Origin of the sequence: Arenibacter sp. 6A1, assembly GCF_012272855.1 — a bacterium.
GTDB lineage: Bacteria > Bacteroidota > Bacteroidia > Flavobacteriales > Flavobacteriaceae > Arenibacter.
This window is the reverse complement of record NZ_JAAXCQ010000013.1, coordinates 57022-76172: the sequence shown is the minus strand read 5'-3', so window position 1 is coordinate 76172 and position 19151 is coordinate 57022. Positions and strand designations below refer to the sequence as shown.

The 19151-nt window shown below is 36.0% G+C and carries 13 protein-coding genes; all 13 read right to left on the bottom strand.

Annotated features, from left to right (window positions below; genetic code table 11):
* Positions 1-44 precede the first annotated feature (44 nt).
* The 13 genes from HCG49_RS12945 to HCG49_RS12885 all read right to left on the bottom strand — a co-directional run bounded on the left by HCG49_RS12945 (position 45) and on the right by HCG49_RS12885 (position 18676).
* The gene (locus HCG49_RS12945; RefSeq protein ID WP_168469955.1) at positions 45-1043 is read right to left on the bottom strand and encodes a metallophosphoesterase; all 999 of its coding nucleotides are present in this window, start codon (positions 1041-1043) and stop codon (positions 45-47) included.
* An 82-nt stretch (positions 1044-1125) separates the two neighbouring features.
* The gene (locus tag HCG49_RS12940; protein WP_168469954.1) at positions 1126-1716 is read right to left on the bottom strand and encodes an RbsD/FucU domain-containing protein; all 591 of its coding nucleotides are present in this window, start codon (positions 1714-1716) and stop codon (positions 1126-1128) included.
* A gap of 1 nt (position 1717) precedes the next feature.
* A complete protein-coding gene (locus HCG49_RS12935) occupies positions 1718-2677 on the bottom strand; it encodes a metallophosphoesterase family protein (protein ID WP_168469953.1) in 960 nt (319 codons plus the stop codon).
* A gap of 1 nt (position 2678) precedes the next feature.
* Positions 2679-3695 carry a metallophosphoesterase family protein gene (locus HCG49_RS12930; RefSeq protein ID WP_168469952.1) on the bottom strand — a complete coding sequence of 339 codons (1017 nt, stop codon included), beginning with the start codon at positions 3693-3695 and terminating at the stop codon, positions 2679-2681.
* Positions 3696-3828: 133 nt separating this feature from the next.
* Positions 3829-5367 carry an arylsulfatase gene (locus HCG49_RS12925; protein ID WP_168469951.1) on the bottom strand — a complete coding sequence of 513 codons (1539 nt, stop codon included), beginning with the start codon at positions 5365-5367 and terminating at the stop codon, positions 3829-3831.
* Between the two features lie 10 nt (positions 5368-5377).
* Entirely contained in the window at positions 5378-8098 is a 2721-nt protein-coding gene (locus tag HCG49_RS12920; RefSeq protein WP_168469950.1) for a GH116 family glycosyl hydrolase, read from the bottom strand.
* 9 nt (positions 8099-8107) lie between these two features.
* The gene (locus HCG49_RS12915) at positions 8108-10723 is read right to left on the bottom strand and encodes a GH116 family glycosyl-hydrolase (protein WP_168469949.1); all 2616 of its coding nucleotides are present in this window, start codon (positions 10721-10723) and stop codon (positions 8108-8110) included.
* Between the two features lie 34 nt (positions 10724-10757).
* On the bottom strand, positions 10758-11654 hold the full coding sequence (locus HCG49_RS12910; RefSeq protein ID WP_168469948.1) for an endonuclease/exonuclease/phosphatase family protein: 897 nt from the start codon (positions 11652-11654) through the stop codon (positions 10758-10760).
* A 77-nt stretch (positions 11655-11731) separates the two neighbouring features.
* Positions 11732-12628 carry an endonuclease/exonuclease/phosphatase family protein gene (locus tag HCG49_RS12905; RefSeq protein WP_168469947.1) on the bottom strand — a complete coding sequence of 299 codons (897 nt, stop codon included), beginning with the start codon at positions 12626-12628 and terminating at the stop codon, positions 11732-11734.
* Positions 12625-13668, bottom strand: coding sequence for an endonuclease/exonuclease/phosphatase family protein (locus HCG49_RS12900; RefSeq protein WP_205764394.1), 1044 nt, complete (start codon positions 13666-13668; stop codon positions 12625-12627). Before HCG49_RS12900 ends, HCG49_RS12905 begins: the two co-directional genes overlap by 4 nt.
* Positions 13669-15252 carry an endonuclease/exonuclease/phosphatase family protein gene (locus tag HCG49_RS12895; RefSeq protein ID WP_168469945.1) on the bottom strand — a complete coding sequence of 528 codons (1584 nt, stop codon included), beginning with the start codon at positions 15250-15252 and terminating at the stop codon, positions 13669-13671.
* Positions 15253-15257: 5 nt separating this feature from the next.
* Positions 15258-16202, bottom strand: coding sequence for an alkaline phosphatase family protein (locus HCG49_RS12890; RefSeq protein WP_168469944.1), 945 nt, complete (start codon positions 16200-16202; stop codon positions 15258-15260).
* On the bottom strand, positions 16199-18676 hold the full coding sequence (locus HCG49_RS12885) for a PQQ-binding-like beta-propeller repeat protein (RefSeq protein ID WP_168469943.1): 2478 nt from the start codon (positions 18674-18676) through the stop codon (positions 16199-16201). Before HCG49_RS12885 ends, HCG49_RS12890 begins: the two co-directional genes overlap by 4 nt.
* Between the last annotated feature and the right edge of the window lie 475 nt (positions 18677-19151).

The following is a 19151-nucleotide window of genomic DNA, read 5'->3' as shown; positions in this document are numbered from 1 at the left end:
TTAACTTTTGTAGCTTGTATTAAGAAAAGACCTAAAAAAACTCACTATATTTTCATTTTAAACGCAGAAATGGTTGGTACAATTGGCTCATGAGAATGGCGTTCCGGCATTCCCAATTCATCAGGTCCAGGGCCAACAAACTCAGTTTTTCTTGGTTCAAGAATAATTTTATTATTCTTTATCGTCATAAACGTAAACAATGAATCTTTATATGGAACAGTATATTTTATCCAGGGATGAGTTTTATCAACAGCCTCACTAAAACGCACTGTTTTATAATCACCACCTACCCAATAATAAGATGCGCTATTTATTTGTACGTAATAGATACCATTAATCTGTGTCATAAAATCGGTGTGATGATGTCCACTCAAGCAGCACAACACCTTTTTAAATCCGGCTTCCTTATTCGCTTTTTCAAAAATATTTTGAATCTCTTTAAAATTAGCAACACCACCAGTTTCTTCCAGTTCTAATGTTTGATGACTAAAAACAATGGTAGGTTTCTTTGTTTTTGCTAAGTCATCAATCAACCAGTTTTTTTGAACGTCGCCTATGTATCGCTTATAACCGTCCCATGGTTCTGGATTTTGATCGTTCCCATCCAAAACAATAAAATGAACCCCCTTTTTATCAAAAGAATAATACTTTTTAGGCATATTCCAAAAAGCCATCGTTTGTTCTTTACTAAAGCCATGGTCCATATCATGATTTCCAAGTATATGATATTTATCACCTCGGTAATTACTCCACCGAGCCATAAAACCTTTATTATGGTCGTGGGGAACACAAAAATCGCCCATTTGCATAATGAAATCTGGATCACGTTTTTTGGCAGCATCTAAAAAGGCTTGCAAACGTTCTTCCCCATCGTGCATAACATCCTGATGTATATCAGCGATTAAACCTATTTCTATTTTCTCTCTTCCTAGGTTTACACCAAGTACATCAAATGGTAACACCATTGCTGTTCCAGCCAAGGTTGATGCTTTTAAAAAATTTCTTCTACTATTTTCTGATTTTTGAATACTTTTAGTTTCCATTTCGAATTTGATTTATTTTTAAATTATCCATGTCTAGCATTAGCCACTTATTGGATTTGGGGAGTAAAAATTGTAAGTATAGTTAGTTGTCTCGTGCTAAAGCTTCTCTCAATTCATTTTCGGAATCTGAATTCCAATAACCACATTCGAGTTGAAAGAAGACCGAGGTATATGGAATTGCTAGGTTTGTTTTAAGAATTAGCACATTAAATAATTTTGCGGATGAATCTAGTTTACGAATAATATCTTCATGCATTATCGTTTTCACAGGTTTTCCTTCTAAAATTGAAAATAAATTGTTTCTATAATCCGTAATTCCTTTGGCATTTTTTTCTGGAACAAAAGTCATTTCCTTATCCACAAAAATATTAGCATCTACATGGGTGGATTTTGATATTAAATCACTAACATATTCTACAGTCTCAAGTTGGGAAGCATTAATTGTAATGGTCTCAACAGCTGGATTACTTTGTTGTGGGTAGGCAGCATCGACAATAACTATCCAGTTTCGATGTCCATATAATTTCAATTTAGCCTCTAAATCTGTTTTCCAATTTGAGGTCTCCTTAACTTCTTCTATTAAGATTGTTTCCCTTTCAGGTTCTTTTCCCATATTGCAGGCACACATAAGCGCCAGGATAGTAATTGCTTTAACTATTTTTATAGTCTTCATTTTAATATTTAATATTTCGTTCCGTAATAGTCGAAGTTATTTTGCCTTCATCATCTAAACCTGCCTCTTTAGGTGAAGGAGAAATATATACAGTTGAACACCCTTCAATATGTATAGTATGACCTTCTGGATCAATGGTCAACATAGTATATAATGGGTCTCTGTACGGAAATGTTAGTTTTAAAATAGGATGTGCATGTTCTATATGCTTTGGAAAACGAATATTTGAATATTTACCATCACCTAAGGATTTATATGACATACTATTGATTTGTATGTAAGCAATATTATTAATAACCCTTACATAATCTTCATGATGATGCCCACTTAAACAAGCAATAACCTTTGCTTTATTATCATCCATATTTGCTTGTTCAATAATCGATCTAATTTGATCCCCATTGGTCACTCCCCAATCATGTTCTCTTTCTAAACTTTGGTGACAAACTATAATCGTTGGACTTTTTGTACCTGCTAAATCTTGTTTTAGCCATTCTTGCTGTTCTTCATCAATATAGCCTATCCATGGAGCACCTTTTTTATTACCATCCAAAACCACAAAATGAAATCCATTACTATCAAAAGAATAATAACGTTCTTTCATTCTCCACCAAGCCATAGTTTCTTCCTTTGTAAATCCATCATCCATATCATGGTTACCCAGTACATGATAGGTAGGGTGTTTATAACTATTCCAGATGTCTAGAAATGGTTCATTATACTTATGAGGAAGGGCGAAATCTCCCAATTGAATTAAAAAATCAGGTTGGCGTTCATTCATATCATCCATAAAATACTTTAGGCGCTCATAGCCATCATGTATAGTATCTTGATGCACATCGGCAACCAAACCTATTCTTAGCTTTTTATGATTATTTGATTGAAACGCAGATAAGGGTAATGGAATGGACAATGCAATACCTGTTTGAATCGTGTTTTTTAAAAATTTCCGGCGTTCCATTCTACCTCTTTTTAAATTTTATTTTATAATCTGACATTTTAGCTGAATAAACCATCCCATCAATTCCTTTGTCCATACCCATTTCGTAAGGAGAAGGTGACATCCATGTACTTTTTACTCCTTCTATCTCCATTGTACCCTTTGCATTTAGTGTTGCAAATGCGTATAATGGATCTTTATAAGCTCCTATTTGGGGAAGATTGCCGTATTGGTCATAAAACTCTTTTGGAAAACGCTGAGTACTTTTATATTTAGCTGACAACCATTGATACGACATGCTATTGATTTCTATATAATCAATTCCGTTTTGATGATGATGATAATCCAAATGATTGTGTCCGTTAAGGCAACAAATCACCTTTTCATTATGGGCTTCCATAATTTTCTGAAGGGTAAGGCGATTTTTAACACCCCATTGGTAGTGCCATAAACTTTGATGTGAAAACACCATAGTCGGGAGCTTTGTAGCCTCTAAATCAGCTTTAAACCATTCTATTTGCTCGTCATCTATAAAGGTTCTGGCACTATCATCTACATAGAAATTTGCATTTTTGTAGTCGATGAACTCCCCATCTTGATATAAGAAATTGGCATCTAATACAATAAAATGATAGCCTCCAAAATCGTATGAATAATATGTTTTAGGCATCCCCCAGAAGTCCAACATTTCATCCTTCGAATTTTTATCCATGTCATGATTGCCCAAAACATGATATTTGGGACCTTTAAACTGTTCCCAAATATTTAAAAAAGCTTTATTTTTTGTTTCTGCGAAACAGAAGTCACCCATTTGAATTATAAAATCAACTTTCTTATCAATAGCTTTGTTGATAAAGGTTTCTAAGCGCTTATCGGCATCTGGCATTAAATCCTTGTGTACATCCGATACAATACCGATTTTAAGCGAATTTGCCCTTCTTTCAGAAAATAGTGATGGTGTAAATGATAATAATGTGGTTGGAAACATTGTTGCTGCTGATCCAACACCTATTTGTTCAATAAACTTGCGTCTTTTCATCTGTTAATTATTATTGTTTTATATCTGTAGGATGTAACTTTCATTTTACTATTCCTAAGTGTATATACTTTAATTATGAATGTTTTTTTTCATTTATAATTAAAACTCACCTCCACTAAATGTTTGTTAAGGGTTAATTATATAAAGGAAGTGCTTTAGGCTCTAAATGTGCTTCTTTTAATATTTCTAGTGCTTTAGCTACGACATCTGGGTGATTTTCTGCTAAATTATTTTGCTCACCTATGTCTTCGTTAAGGTTGTACAACTCTATAGGGTCATTAATATCTTCTCTTACTACTTTCCATTTTCCAAAACGGATCGCTTGACGTAATCTGGTTTTATGAATTTCATAGGTAGTCCCCTTTTCCACATAGTCAGGAAGCTCCCAATAGAGGTATTCATGCTGTTTTTGTATGTTATCTTTACCCATTAAAGCATCTACAAAAGATATACCATCTATTTTTTGAGGAACCAAGTTCTCCTTATAGGCAATTTCTGCAAAAGTTGGCATAAAATCAGGAAAGTAACCTATGTAATCACTAACCGTATTTGGTTTAATTTTTTCAGGCCATTTAGCAATCATGGGTACTCGAATTCCACCTTCGTAGTTCCATGTTTTTCCTTTTTTAAGTTTGCCATTGGCCTCAAAGAAAATTGAAGGTACATCACCCCAAGTTTCTCGCATTTGTCCGCCATTATCTGAAGTAAATATTACCAAAGTGTTTTCAGAAATTCCTGCTTTTTCTAATACTTTTATCACTTCTCCTATCCAATAATCTACTTGAGAAACCATTCCCGCAAAATTGGCTTTAGGCGTACTAGTAGCTACGTGATATCCATTATTTATAGAGTTATACTCTTCCCATCCTAATTGTTTATATGGTTCTACAAATTTCTCATTTGCTAACATTTCAGCATGCGGTAAGCTGAAAGATAAAAAACAAAAGAAAGGTTGTTTGGTTTTGGCTTTTTCTTCAATGAATTCTATTGCTTTAAGTGAAAAAACATCATCGGTATGTTCTCTTCGGTCCTTAATATTAGTTCCACTTAATCCATATGGGCGATTGCCTTTTCTAGTTATATTGTTCAATAAATATTTTTCTTTGTTATACCAAATATAAGCTGGATAGTGAAAATGTCCATGTCCATGCTCAACTAGTCCCATAAAGTTATCAAATCCTATATCGTTAGGTTTTAAACCTGAATTTACATCTTCAGGTCCTCCAATACCATATTTACCAAAGTAACCTGTTTCGTAACCTGCCTCTTTCATTATTTGCCCCAACGTTTTTAATTTGCCATAAGGCGCATATTCTTTTGCTAAATGATTATCGCGGTTTTCACGATACGGTACGTGCCCTGTGTGTAAACCTAGCATAAGTGAGGTTCTGGAAGGGCCACATACACTTGCCCCTGCATAAAACTGAGTAAAACGTATACCTTCTTGAGCTAAATTATCAATATTGGGGGTTTTTATTTTTCTTTGTCCGTATGCACCAAGATGATTATAACCTAAGTCGTCTGCCATTATGTAAACAATATTTGGAGGTGTAGGTGCTAGAGATTTTGTATTTTTGACAACATTTTGACAGCTCACTACTATTATTAGTGAAACTATAGTTTTAACAATAACTACACCTTTATATATGGTCATATTTTTAATGTTCTTCATTATTATGTTTTTATTGAATGGTAACTTCAACTTTGTCACTTTCTCGTAAACCAACCGATTCAAGGCTAACAGTTACTATTTTGCCTTTTTTATCAAATGTTGATTTTATGTCCTTTCCATTAAGGGTTACACTGACCTCATCTTGAATCTCATTTTCTATTGTTAAGAATAGCTGTGAAAGTGTTAGTTTCCCATATTTCAGTATAATGGTATTTACTTGAGTGTTTTCATTTCGTTTCTGAGAAAAATTACCCCAACCTTCTGCAGTAGAAAAGAATGAAATATGATTGTCTGGTTTCCATTTTGGGTCAAATCCAATTATTTGCTCCGGTCCATTGTACTCAAAACCCTGAGCGCTTAATAGAACTGACCAAATAGAGAGCGCCCTTCCGTAAAACTGACCACATTCATCATCACCGAAAGGATTACCGCTAAACCCAAAATTACCCCAGTCTCCTATATAACCTGTTCTTAATTTTCCATCATAACGGTTATAACCGGACCGTAAAATAGTTAGCGCATCTCGGATTTTATTATATTTAATTAAGGAGGCCCCTATTGTATATTCAAAAGTGGACCACACCTCACTAGAATACCCCGACGCGTATTCAGTTCTATCTTTGTTTGGCCACGTACTCACTACCATTCCCGCTTCCTCACGTAAGGCAAAGGTTCTATGGCCTTGATCGTGATTTTTTAAATTACTTTTAAAATTATACTTTAAAATTGCCTCGTTTGCTGACTTAATTTTATAATCGGGATACAAACTTCCTAAACCCAATTGATCTGCCCACCATTGCCCCAATAACTGATCAGAATGACAGGCATTTTCATAATCAGTGGCACGTATTGCACCAGGTATTTGGTAAAAATATTCTCCGTTCCACAGCTTTTCTGATTGTAATTTAGCTGAGTTATCGGCTATATTTTTCCATTCTTCTGCCTGATTGTTATCTCCCATTATAATTGCCATTTTTTCACTAGCTCTTAAAGCTGCTAAGTATAAAGAGCTTAAAAAGGACGGATTCCCTGACATTGAAGCATCGTATGTTGTGTGTTTGGCTGTATCGGATAGCCATCCATCTTTATCTTCATCATACCCATTCACCAGATAGTTCATCGCTTTTTTAATTGTAGGGTATTGGCTTTTAAGCCAAGTGTTATCTGGTGACAATAAATGCTCTCTATAAGCTCCTAATATATCCCCACATTGCCCATCAAACGCTACACTACCCGCAGGTTGGCGATATGGTATTTCACCGTTCTCCTTTATACTGTTAAAGGTTTGATTTCTGATCGATCTTCCCAACTCTGGGAATAACCTTGCATGTGATTGGGCATAATGCCAAACATGATTGCAATTTCCTGAACAAGAACCATCTACTCCCCCAGTTCCTTCCCATAGCCCTACATATCCATTTTTATCGTGAAAAATAGTTCGACTTTTAAGGATAGCCAACTGATTACTAATACGTTCAACTAACCAATAGGGTAAGTTTGTTTCAAAAAACGAATTTGTAAAATTTCGGGTTCTACGGGTCAATATTTCATGGTTTTCTTTTAAATAATTAGTGAGTTCTTTGATACTTTTCCAATGATTCGCATAAAAATTACCATCACCTTCCCAATCACCGTTTCCCCAAGCATCCCACTTATCCGCTTTACCACCATTTCTCCCATTAGGAAAATACCAAACTAATGCCATTTTAACCGTACGAACTTCTCCAGGTTTCAATGTTAATGAGGTATTTAAAGCACCAGTAAATGTGCTGCCTTCATCACTACTTTTAGCAATCAAATCGCCTTTTAATTTGCCGAACTTTTCAAATATGGAGTAGAGTTCTATTTCATTATTCCAACTAGCAATCCCTTTTGTTTTTCCTTCCTTATCAAAAACCACCATTGCCATTTCCCCAAAATGTTCACTATCACTGGGATCATTACCTTCCATTAACAAAATTTCGGCTCCTTTTTCAGAAACTATTGAGTTTGTATTCCCCTTGTAATACTCAAAATTATTACCGGTTACTGGTCTACGATTAATACTATAGTTAAAATTATCGGCAAATGATTTCTCGTGATTTACAAGTGGTAATTTTGAAAACCCCACTGCATTTTGTTGTGAAGCCAGAAGATTCACCGACACTTTATCACTTGATATATTGTTTATGGTGAACACATAAAAAACAGCAGGAATACCAGATTCTTTACTATTAGTTGGTATAAATGGATTGAAGATTTCCATCGTAACTTTTACAGGAAGATCATCATCAAAAATATATTCTAAAAATGGAAACCTACCAATAGCTTCTAAAGATTTCATTGGTTTAAAAGAACCAACTTCTTTGGTTTGCAATGCTCTTACCTTAATCTTTTGTTTTTGTTTTGTGCGAATTGCAAAAAAACTATTTGGGATGAAATCATGCCCCATATTATTGAAAATTTGCCAATATCGTGGTACAGCCTGTCCATCGTATTGAATACTCCCTGTGCCAATACCCCCTACTGGGAATTGGATTGCGGTTAAATTTTCGTCTTTATACACTGTCTGGGAACCGCGCGTTAGAAGTCCGGCCTCATTGCTCAACTTATAGTAGTCCTTTAAAAGAGCGTCTTTATTTTCTAAAGTATTGTTTATTACTGATTTGACCTTTAATTCTTCGGCAACCTGAGCCTGTAAACTGATACTTAAAGCCCCTATAACGATTAAAAAAAATAATTTCTGCGACATATTTTATTATTATTTAATTTCAATCTCAAGTTTATCACCTTTTATAAGCGAGATAGGTTTAAATGATACCATTACTTCATTGTTTTTATTCTTCAACTTTGCTTTTACTTTTTCACCATTTAAAGTCACCATCACGTGCTTTGAGTCCGACAATTCATCCAAACTAACTTCTTGTAGTTTTAATGCACCATATTCAATCACTAATCTCGCTCTCTGCTGTCCGTTCTTTACATTTTGAGAAAATGTACCCCAACTACTTCCAGTAATAAAAGCTGACCTAAAATTTTCAGGGGTGATTTTAGGGGCAAACCCTATTTTTCCATTCGGTTCATTTAATGTAAATCCAGAGGCTGTAATAAATGCACCATAACTAGACATTGCACGTGTATAATGATTGCCGTATTCAATTTCATTATATGGATTTCTTTTACTAGGTGCATAGCGGTCATGAATAGCTTTGATCATTGTCATTCCCTCATCTACCAAGCCCTCTCCGATCATATGAGCTGCTGCCTGATAAGTAAAGCCAGTCATGGATTCACTAAAATAGCCTATCACCAAATTATCCCATTCAGCAGCTTTAGTGCCCTTGGCCTCGGATGCCCCACCTTTTGGAAATGTACACATTATGGTTCCCGACTCTCCTGGTAAGGCATAGAAGCGTACATTTTTAATGGTAGCAGTATCTAAATACTTACCTATATCTTTCTGGAAATTATACTTATAAATTGACTGTAGAGCACTAACGGTTTCTTTCTTGGGCAAAACACGTGGCAGTCCTGTTTGTAAGGCCCAGGCTTGCCCCAAAACCTGATCAATATGACAACCAATGTTTGTATTCGGATTTTCCCTGTTGTCAGGATCGGGAATATTGATAAAATATTCCCCATCGAACAATTGGTCTACCATATTTCTTTTGCCCTTTTCGGCTATGGCCTCACACTCTTCAGTGAATTTTTTATCTCCTAATTCTTTTGCCATCGCTATGCCTGCCTGTAGTGCTGCATTATACATACTACTGATCCAGGTATTTTTTCCATTCCACATTTTATCAAGTGTGTTATATTGGATTCCCTCTAAAATACCATCTGGCTTTATCGACTTTTCTGCATCGTGGGCAATCATGTATTCCAAGCTCTTCTTGATTTTTGGCCAATAGGTCTTTAAATATTCCATATTGGGTGCAGTAGTATGTTCTCGATAAGCTCTGAGAATTGTTCCCGCATGTCCATCCACCGCATAACCACGACCATCATGATCTCCAATATCACTTAATTCAGCCCTATATTTAATTATTCCATCTTTTCTAAAAGAGAGCCCATAGTCTACCTGCGTTCTTAATTGACGAGCCAAACCGGGGAACACTCGGCCAAGTGCCTGTTCATAGTGAAATACGTGAGTACAAGTACCATGACCTAGATACACTCCTTCCATAGTATAGAAACGGCCCTCATTGTCCGGGTCCTCGGTTAGGTCATGTAGCCGATAGCAGGATGTTGTGGCTAGAGTACTTGTGTTAATGAATGTTCTATCTAAAAACCAATCTGGCAATGAGGAATCATACCAAGTATTGTTCCATATTTTAGTGGTGCCAAGGTATTTTTTTTGATCTCCTGCAATGGTTTTTGCCACCTCTGCAGAAGAACTAAATTTCTTGCTGTAATAGTGTCTCAGATTTTCTCTTTTCTTTAAATCATGAAAACCACTTTCTTTTCTATGCACATTAGGGAAGTACCAAGACAAAATAAAGGTCAGAGTATTACTTTCCCCTGGCTTTAATGTTAACTCTTTACCTAATACCCCAGTCAATGTATTTCCCAAAGGTAATTCTGCCTTATTCTTCTCGGAGCCCTTAACTTGCGTAAGGTTATAATCAATATCTTTAGGAGCATTCGGTGAAGCCCAAGCATCTTTCCCCTCTAATAGAGTTAAGGACATATTACCATAATCTGGAAAATCCTTATTATCAGCAACCACATCGGAATCTAAAAACAACTGAGCAATACTATCTGATTTTAATACAGTATTTCGATGTTTACCTATAGCCATATCTGAAGTTTTATAATTAACCATATTCTGCAACCATCCAAACAACTCTACCGTAATATCAGATTTAGAATCGTTAGTCAAGGTGTATTCCATAACCACCGCCGGGAAATCCGAAGACTCATGATCAGTTGGAATAAAAGGAGAGTAGGAATTCAATAAAACCGAAATAGGGAAGTCAGGTTCTTTAAATGTAACTTTCCCTATTGGATATTCACCTCTAAAAGTAATATCTGCAAATCCGTTGCTGTTTAACGGCTTAACTATTGGAGTAATGGTAGTGGGCAGTAATTTATTAACCCTTATCGCAAACCCTTGGTCAAATTGTTTGTCTTGGGTCATTGGATTTAGGTAAAACTTATCACCTGGCCCACCAGGTTCAATACGTTGAATATTAAAAATATCCCAATACCACAATTGACCATCTCCTCCTAAGTACACCTGTCCACTATTCATCCCGCCTACTGGCATTCCAATATATTTTAATTGATTTCCGGAATAAATTTCTGAATCTGGATTTTGAGCGTCTAAATCAAATACTAAAAACCCAATAAACATTAAGGCAATTATTTTTATCATTTTAGGTCATTTTTAAATTGTTTATTAATAAGTTCTACCATACAAATTCAGCTAAAATTGGATAATGGTCAGATAAATAGTAAGTTTCTTTTTTATTAAGCACCGTTGCGTTTACACACTTCTTCGCTAAAAAAGGGGAACTTAAAATATAATCTATTCGAGTAGAGTTTTTATTAGGGCCTTCTCCCTTTTCGGTTTCAAACACCTGTGTGGGACAGCTCAATCTATCCTCCCATCTGGTAGTAAACCTTTGAACAACATCAATTAAAGGATAGCCTAAAAGAGACCCAATTACACCGTATTCCAATTCATCATCTAATAAGTTTCTAACATGGTCGTGTTCTCTTTCCGAAGCTCTTTTATCCTCCAAAAGCCCTGCTTTATCTCTATAGAGATAGGCATCAAAAGGTGACAAAGCATTGAAATCTCCTAAAACTAAATACTTATCCTGCCCAGTTGTAAGATTGGTTAGTTTATCTAATATAATCTTTACTTCCTCCCGTCTTTTTTGATGGCTAAATGGTGAAAAGTGAATTACAAAAACATCAATACCATATACCTTACAATGTAAGGCCCCGTGATGCATATCATCCAATATCCTTTCTTTTACCTCTATTGGTTCCTTTGATGTAATCCCAACCGGATACCCAGAAGTTTTTAAAATTTCAGCATAGTTATGCCCCCATTTCTTAGCATCATCCAACAGTTTTTCCTGTGTATATCCACATAATTCCTGCAGGGCAAATACATCCGGATTTTGGGTGTTTACCCAATCTATAAACTGCTTTTTTCGATCGGTATCTTTACCCCAATCAAAGCCATTCCAAATATTATAACTAATCACCTTTACAGATTTGTTAACTTGTGCGTTGACCAAGTGAACACTTAAAAATGATATAACCACAATCATTCCTATAATTGTTTTTCTCATTGATAGATATCTTTTAATTAGAATTTTTAAATCAAAGTTTCTTGCTTCACAATGGTGACCTCTAAAAACGTTAACGGTTATTCAATAACAAAATCGACCACTACCCCATTATGGTCTAATAAATTAATAGATTCCCATAGATTGCGTTTTGCAAAAGCAAAAGTTGGTTTTAAACCATTTCCTTTAAAATAAACTTGGTCAACACGTTTAATATAATCGTCTTGTCCAGGACAGGTTACTCCATTACCTTTTTTATGGTTATTCGGGAGAAACACCCAAGCATCATTAAAATTGGCATCGATTAAAAATTGTGTGGTTTGCGAACTATACGTATAATCACCAATTTTTTTGGATGAATTGGGAAACTCTGCAGCAGGTGGACTGTTGAAATCACCAGCGAATATTACCATATCGTTGACTGTGACCTCCTTAATAAAAGGCAATGCTACTTTACTTATTTCATCATCAGTGGTATGGTTCCCTATATTTAAATGGGTGTTGAAAATAAATAGCGCCTTATCTTTAACTCTTATTTTAACACCTAATAGCCCCTTGCCCATCCTTTTTTCACTTGTTTGTTGCGTTGTAAAGGTTTCTTCAATTGGAAATTTGCTAAACATAGCTAATGGATAACCACTGTTTGTAGAATTTGGAACATAACCCGTAGTTCCGTTAGGTTTGTAAAAGGCAGAATAAATATATCCCTTTTTAATAAGTTGATTTTTAATACTGGCGTAGGATTGATGATGGGGTGGTTTTTCCAAAGTTACTTCCTGGAACAATAAAACATCAGCGTTATCTTCCGTGACGTAATCTACCAATTTACCAACCGGGTAACCATTAGCGTGTTTATCCCAAAATGGAATGTCAGCAGGGTCCCAAATATTAAAGGTTAATACGCGTAAGTTTTCTTGCGAAGAAACAACACTCGTAATACCAAACAAAAAGATTAAAATAAGATATCTTAAATTCATTTATTTTGATTTATTTGAAAAGTCGTTAATACCGCACCGTGATCGGATGGGAATTCTGGAAAACTCCTGTTTAAATTAGAACTATGATGGACAATGGTTTTAGAATTAAGGGGGATTATATTTTCGCCGGTGCTATATATAAAATCTATTCTAGAAAAAGGATTTCTGTATTCGGGTTCAGGATGTGTATCCGTTTTAATGGGTACAAAGCCCAAGTCAGAATCATACGTAAATTCCAACCCTACAGTAGTCCAAGTATATCCCAAAGTTTCTTGAGTAATTTTAGGGTTAGTTGACCTATACGTATCGGTAAAACTTGCATTGGCCATAGCCATGGAGGTTTTATTAGCAACCAGCCTATTAAAATTCAACCCATTAGCTTTTGTTTCCTCCGTGAAATCCAAATGAGAAACACAGTTGAAATCTCCAGCAACAATTAATGGAACCTGATCTTTATTCACTAAATCCTTTTTAAAGTCCTCATGTTGAATTAACTGCTGAATATGTTCATAACGATTCTCGTCCCCATCATTAAATTCAGTATCGGAGAGTGTTTTATCTTTAATCGCTACAATATGTCTTCCTCCACTGGTTAGCCATATGTTATAAACCCTAATTTTTTGATCACTTGGTAAAATAGCAGTCGCAGCAATAAAAGAAAAAGGTGATAAACCGTTTACATTTCCAAAATCCTCTAAAGGATATCTGCTAAAAATGGTGAGGTTTGCATCTGCCGATGGCGTATAATAGTGAAAATTCAAAGCCTCCGAAATTGCTAGTGCAGAACCGTAAGTTTCCGTCATGGTAATAATATCCGCATCACTATCTTTAATAATGTCAAGAACCCGCTCTCGGGCGGTTTTACCTTCCATGGTATAGCGTGGTTCCAAATTATATCTCCCCCAAATATTCCAGGTCATTACTTTTAATGAAGAAAACTTGGAAGTGTCTAAGGCAGTAGACTTGTTCTTACAACCTAAACTCAGTATTAACAGTAATACAGTCACAATTAGAACGGTATTTTTAAAGTTTCTTCTCATTTATTTCAATTGAAAAATAGTTAAAAAGGCGGCGTGGTCAGATGGAAACATAATAGGGTGATAGTTCACTACTTTAGATTCTAAGGCTCTAATGTTTCTTCCTTTATAGAAAATATAATCTATTCTGCTTTCCACATAGCGCTGCCCAAAACGCCTACTGTAAGGCCATGCAGAATACCCAGGATCAATTAAGGGATTTGGGTTTAACTCTCTATAACTATCGGTGAATCCATGGTTATGCATAACCTTAGTTACGGGCCATTCCACCACATAACCTAAATGGGCGTCTTTGGTTGCTTCTGTCCAATCTAAATGTGAGTTGGTGTTAAAATCACCAGCCATAATAATTGGTGTTTTATCTGCATTGTCCAAAATCGGTTTTATTTCCTTTAATATCTGATTTATTTCATTTAATCGGGTGTCGGCCTCTTCTTTTACCAGTTCTTCCGAAGTTATCTCTCCTTTTATAATATTGCTATGGTAATCTGGCAAATAATGTAACCAGGTGTCTAAGACCACAATTTCTTTGTCCTGATCTACTTGTAATACGACACCACCAAAATTGAACGATTTAAATGCTTTAATGGTCTTCTTAATAGGAAAACGACTCATAATCGAAAGGTTGGAACTTACTAGATAAAAATGATATCCTAGAGCGTCTGCAATTTCTTCACCAGAACCATAAGTCTCAATAAGTGTCACTACATCCGGGTTGGCATCTTTAATGATATTTATTACCCGATCTAAACCTACCTCTTTCCCAAATCGTTTTCCCCCTTGCCAAATATTCCACGTAAATAATTTTAGTTCATTTATTGGATAAATGGGCTTATTTTGCTGAAAATACTTTTGATAGTTTTCAGATATTTTTGCTGTAGGTAGCACCGCTTCCCAAACAGATATGTTATCCATATACCCGTTAAAGGCTTCCCATTGCCCAAAATATTCCCATCGTCCCGATGTTCCAACAAATGTAGTCTCTAAATCACTTTTTAAATCTTTTAGTCCACTTGCGTTATAGATCGCGACGTTAACACCGTCAAAATACATCCATATTTCTTCCTTCACCCTGTCAATAGTAAAGGCAATTTGATGCCATTTACCATCATTGATTTTTTGACGCTTTACTGTGGGCTTGTAAATATGTTGATGCTTACCATCACTAACCGAAAGCGACCAACTGCCATCTTCTTCGGCATAAATTAACCATCCCTTATTTTCAGTGTTTTTATCCTTCTTATTTCCTGCGATAGGGGTCCCTTGCCCTGCGTCTGGTTTTGCCTTTACCCATAATTCAACCGTTAAAGATGTTTTGGCATGGTATTCCAATTCTTCCTCTGGTTTCAGTTTTAAGGGCATTCTTATAGTACCGTCCTTAGAAAAATCTATAGCTCTACCTTCCAATCCTTCAGAAAATGAATGTTGCTGTGCAGCAAATAGATGCTCTGGGGTTTCAGGAATACTAATTCCTTGATATTGATTGTCATGAACATCAAAATCAATTTGAACAACAGGTTCTTGAGCAAAAATTATAATCGAAAATAGCAATGTAACCATTACTATAATCTTGTTTCTTAAATGCATGAGTTTTAGTTTTTAAAAGCTTCTAGGACAGGTTTTCCTGTCCATTGTATTGGAATGTGTTTATCTGCATCCAACAGCCGTAAAATCGTTGCAGGCGTATCATAGGTATTAATCGGTTGCTCAATGGTATGCCCTCTTTTCACATTTGGGCCAATTAACATCCATGGAATGATTATTTCTTCCATAGTACTACCACCGTGGCTGGTGCCAACACCACCGTGGTCTGACGTTACCAATATATTTACAGCAGTACCTTCTTCTTTGTTAAAGGCCTGGAGTTTTTCAAAAAAGACTCCTATAGCTTTATCAATAAGTTCAATCTCATAATAATACTCCTTTGAACCGTGACCGAATGTATGACCGGCACCGTCAACAGCATCTAAATGGACAAACACAAATTTGGGACGTTCCTCTTTAAAATACGCAAAGGCTTTATCCAAGGATTCATCCATATCACTGGTTTTTTCAATATGGTGCAATGATTTATTATTGAATAAATCTTTAATGGTTCCCCATTCATGAAATACCCCTAGTTTAGCTTTTGGATCCTCTTTTTCAATAATATCGAAAACCGAAGGGAAAAATCCATCCCCATCTTTAATAGTAGCTTCAATACTATAATCGTTAACACGCCACCCGTTACTAGTGATTCCATGCTGTTCTGGGCCTGCCCCTAAAAGCATGGAACCCCAATTTGGACCACTACTAGTTGGCATAACACCTCGTGCTTTTAGGGAACTAGCTCCCATTTTTATAAACATATCCATAGTAGGCGTGTTGGCTTTTGTTAGTCCGTCAACACTCAAACCATCTACACCAATAAAAAAAACCGTAGTGGGTTTTTCCTTTGAATTCTGCCCCTTTTTAAGTTGGGTATTGGTTTGAGCAAAATTTGAGATTCCCTGTAATAGGAAAAACAAGCCTAGTAAATTTTTAAAAATTCTTTTCATATTTGGTCTGCTTTAAAAAAGTAAATATTTCCGGCAAAGTCACATATAAAAAATCCATCTGCGACAATTGCCGCCGAGGTAATCACCGGGGCTCCTAAAGAGGTTTTCCATACTAGTTGGCCAGTATCAGCCCGTACCACATATATTTTACCGTCCATTGCGCCAAAAATCAGGTTCTCTCCTACCAGTATAGGCGTGGTTTCTACACTCTGTTGCTGATCTGAAAAATAGGAAGGAGTATAAAATAAGGCAGGATCTACTTGAAACTCCCAATTTTTGGTTCCCGTCTTTAAGTCGAACGAGGTAATACCTGGATGAGACCCGGAGAGGATAGCATTGTCTTGCAATAATATAGGCGCCGAAGTTCCCGTATGCTGCATCCCAGTTATAAAACTATGGACCGTTTTCCCTGTTTTTAGATCTAGTTGATGAAACTTGTCGCGTTCGGCAACCCAAAGAGATTTATCCTTATAACTCAAAACACCATCCCTAAAACGAAGACCTTCATCACTTCTGGACCATAATAATTCTCCCGTAAACCTATTGTGGGCATATATAGCACCCCAATGACGTGATGCAATAAGCACATCATCTGCAATGGTCATTGTGGGTGTAGTACCCTCCCCTCCACTCCAAGCAGTATTCCGCCATAAAACTTTTCCAGTATCTACGTCCAAAGCGGAAAGTGATTCGGAAAATCCAGTGTATACAATTTTCCCGTCAGTAACCAAACCAGTAATAAACCCAGGAGCTCTGTTATATTTTAAATCTTTCTCCCAAGCCAATTCTCCAGAAGCGATATCTATGGCATAGGTATGGCCAATCATATCGGTAGCTATCACTTTTTCTTGAGCGATGACCATCTGATTCTTGATGCCGTTTTTGGTCTTATACCGCCATAGTTCCTTGCCAGAGGTAGCATCCCAACAAACAATAAAGCTGTTCTCCGCATTACTATCATCAAATCCTGCTGTTAATACGTAATTACCCATAATTACCGGTGAACTCATAAAGATATTGCTACCTACATTAGCCGTCCATTCCATGGTATAGGGAGCATGCTGCTTTATATCTACCACAGGGTGATGCTCCTTATTCCCTGCCATATTAAACCATTCACCATTAGATGTACCGCTAACTTTTTTGTCATCTATACTAAAATTTTGCTTTCTATGTAGTACTTCACCACTTTGCAAATAGGCATCTACGACCAACTCAAAGTCCCTTCCATCGTTTGGGGAATAAGTTGCCCTCCAATTCCAATCGGAAGTTTTGGTCATCAACTTAAATTTTGATTTGTAAAGTAGGTTATCCCAGTTAAATTCGTCCTTGCCCCATACACTATATCGGACACTATCTATAGCAGATCCGCTATCGTACACATTAACGGATATCTCAATATTCCCATCTTCATTTAATCTTAGCTGATTATTTTGTGGACTTACAATTTCGATTTCCCTTTCCAGATGACTCCAAATCAACTCGGATTTGGGATTGCCATTTTTATCCACATCAATTACTCTAAAACTTGACGGCGAGTGGTCTATTCCCCCCTTGGCCAGAGTAGCGGTACTATAGGATACTACCCCAGATTTTTCGTGGGTTTTCACCATATTAATATGCCAATGCCCATATAACCACGCTTTTAAATTGTAATCGTCCAGAACTATGGATTCCCTCTTGTTCTTCTTAAAAACAAAACTATCACCGTCCGTCAACAGATCATGGTTAAAAAACATTTTAGGCTGATTTTTATCGTAAGCCTTCATTAAATTTTGAAGCCAACCGCCAATATCCTCATGATTAAAGCCAGGGGGAAAGTCACCACCCATCATAGGGGTAATGACAAATAAAGTGTTGCCCTCCTCAAAGGCGTACCAAGCAGGTCCAAATTTTTCCTCAAAAAACTGCTCCCCATAATCACCTTTTACTAAGTCATGATTACCAAGGCAATAATAAACCGGAACACCTAAATCTTTTTCTGTTAAGTTATCTGCATGCCATTCCATACCCGCCCTATAACAGATATCCCCGGTATGCACAATAAAATCTGGTTTATGGACCTTTACGTATTTCTTTAGATTATCTACCCAATCTCCATATTCATAGGTTTCGGTATCGGAGATCTGGACGAATTTCACCTCTTCTTTCTTTATCTTAGGCTCAACTAGAAAATCATATGATTTTGATTTACCTGTAATGGGAATAAACCTCTTCTCCGATTTAAAATCGCCACTTGGATAAATCGTTATAAATCGTTGTTTTTCCCATCCCGGTAGTTGATAATTTCCATTTTTGTCGGTCCGTACTACGTGATAGCCATCAGAAATCACTGCATTTTGCACTCCTTTCTCAGAGACTTCCTTTTTGCCATTATCGTTGTTGTCAAAAAAAACTTTACCTTTTAATTGGCCGTAACTTAAAAAGTTTATACCTAAAAATAGGATACTTACAATCAACAATTTAATCTTCATGTATTTTCTTTTAAATAGTTTACTTAATTCTTTATTTTGTGATTTATTATTGTTTTTTTTTATTGTCTATTATATACTTTCTCCTAATAGATTATCGGCTCTAAAAGAAAAAGGACGCAACATGCTGATTGTCGGTTGAAAAAAGTCCATCTTCACCCACAATGGGGAAGCGGACTTTTAAATTAAACTAACTGAACCAACTAATTACTTTCTTATATTAAATTCTACTTTCTAAACCGGTAGACTACGCTAGCATATATTAACCATACTAAATAGCCATATACTTCTCTCCTACAATAGGTACGAGTTAAAGGAAAATAACCCTATATGAATTTTAGGATATTTTAAAAAAATCAATTAGGTTTTTATTATTAGTGTTATTACCCTTTGGGTATAATAACATTACCAGTATTAATTTTCGTAATGTCAAGAAAAGTACAAGGTATAAATATTACTAATGTTATATATGGCTTAA

What these genes read in the sequence shown, in the direction of transcription:
- HCG49_RS12945 (WP_168469955.1), bottom strand. Translation starts at nt 1,043, where the DNA reads ATGGAAACTAAAAGTATTCAAAAATCAGAAAATAGTAGAAGAAATTTT.
- HCG49_RS12940 (WP_168469954.1), bottom strand. Translation starts at nt 1,716, where the DNA reads ATGAAGACTATAAAAATAGTTAAAGCAATTACTATCCTGGCGCTTATG.
- HCG49_RS12935 (WP_168469953.1), bottom strand. Translation starts at nt 2,677, where the DNA reads ATGGAACGCCGGAAATTTTTAAAAAACACGATTCAAACAGGTATTGCA.
- HCG49_RS12930 (WP_168469952.1), bottom strand. Translation starts at nt 3,695, where the DNA reads ATGAAAAGACGCAAGTTTATTGAACAAATAGGTGTTGGATCAGCAGCA.
- HCG49_RS12925 (WP_168469951.1), bottom strand. Translation starts at nt 5,367, where the DNA reads ATGAAGAACATTAAAAATATGACCATATATAAAGGTGTAGTTATTGTT.
- HCG49_RS12920 (WP_168469950.1), bottom strand. Translation starts at nt 8,098, where the DNA reads ATGTCGCAGAAATTATTTTTTTTAATCGTTATAGGGGCTTTAAGTATC.
- HCG49_RS12915 (WP_168469949.1), bottom strand. Translation starts at nt 10,723, where the DNA reads ATGATAAAAATAATTGCCTTAATGTTTATTGGGTTTTTAGTATTTGAT.
- HCG49_RS12910 (WP_168469948.1), bottom strand. Translation starts at nt 11,654, where the DNA reads ATGAGAAAAACAATTATAGGAATGATTGTGGTTATATCATTTTTAAGT.
- HCG49_RS12905 (WP_168469947.1), bottom strand. Translation starts at nt 12,628, where the DNA reads ATGAATTTAAGATATCTTATTTTAATCTTTTTGTTTGGTATTACGAGT.
- HCG49_RS12900 (WP_205764394.1), bottom strand. Translation starts at nt 13,668, where the DNA reads ATGAGAAGAAACTTTAAAAATACCGTTCTAATTGTGACTGTATTACTG.
- HCG49_RS12895 (WP_168469945.1), bottom strand. Translation starts at nt 15,252, where the DNA reads ATGCATTTAAGAAACAAGATTATAGTAATGGTTACATTGCTATTTTCG.
- HCG49_RS12890 (WP_168469944.1), bottom strand. Translation starts at nt 16,202, where the DNA reads ATGAAAAGAATTTTTAAAAATTTACTAGGCTTGTTTTTCCTATTACAG.
- HCG49_RS12885 (WP_168469943.1), bottom strand. Translation starts at nt 18,676, where the DNA reads ATGAAGATTAAATTGTTGATTGTAAGTATCCTATTTTTAGGTATAAAC.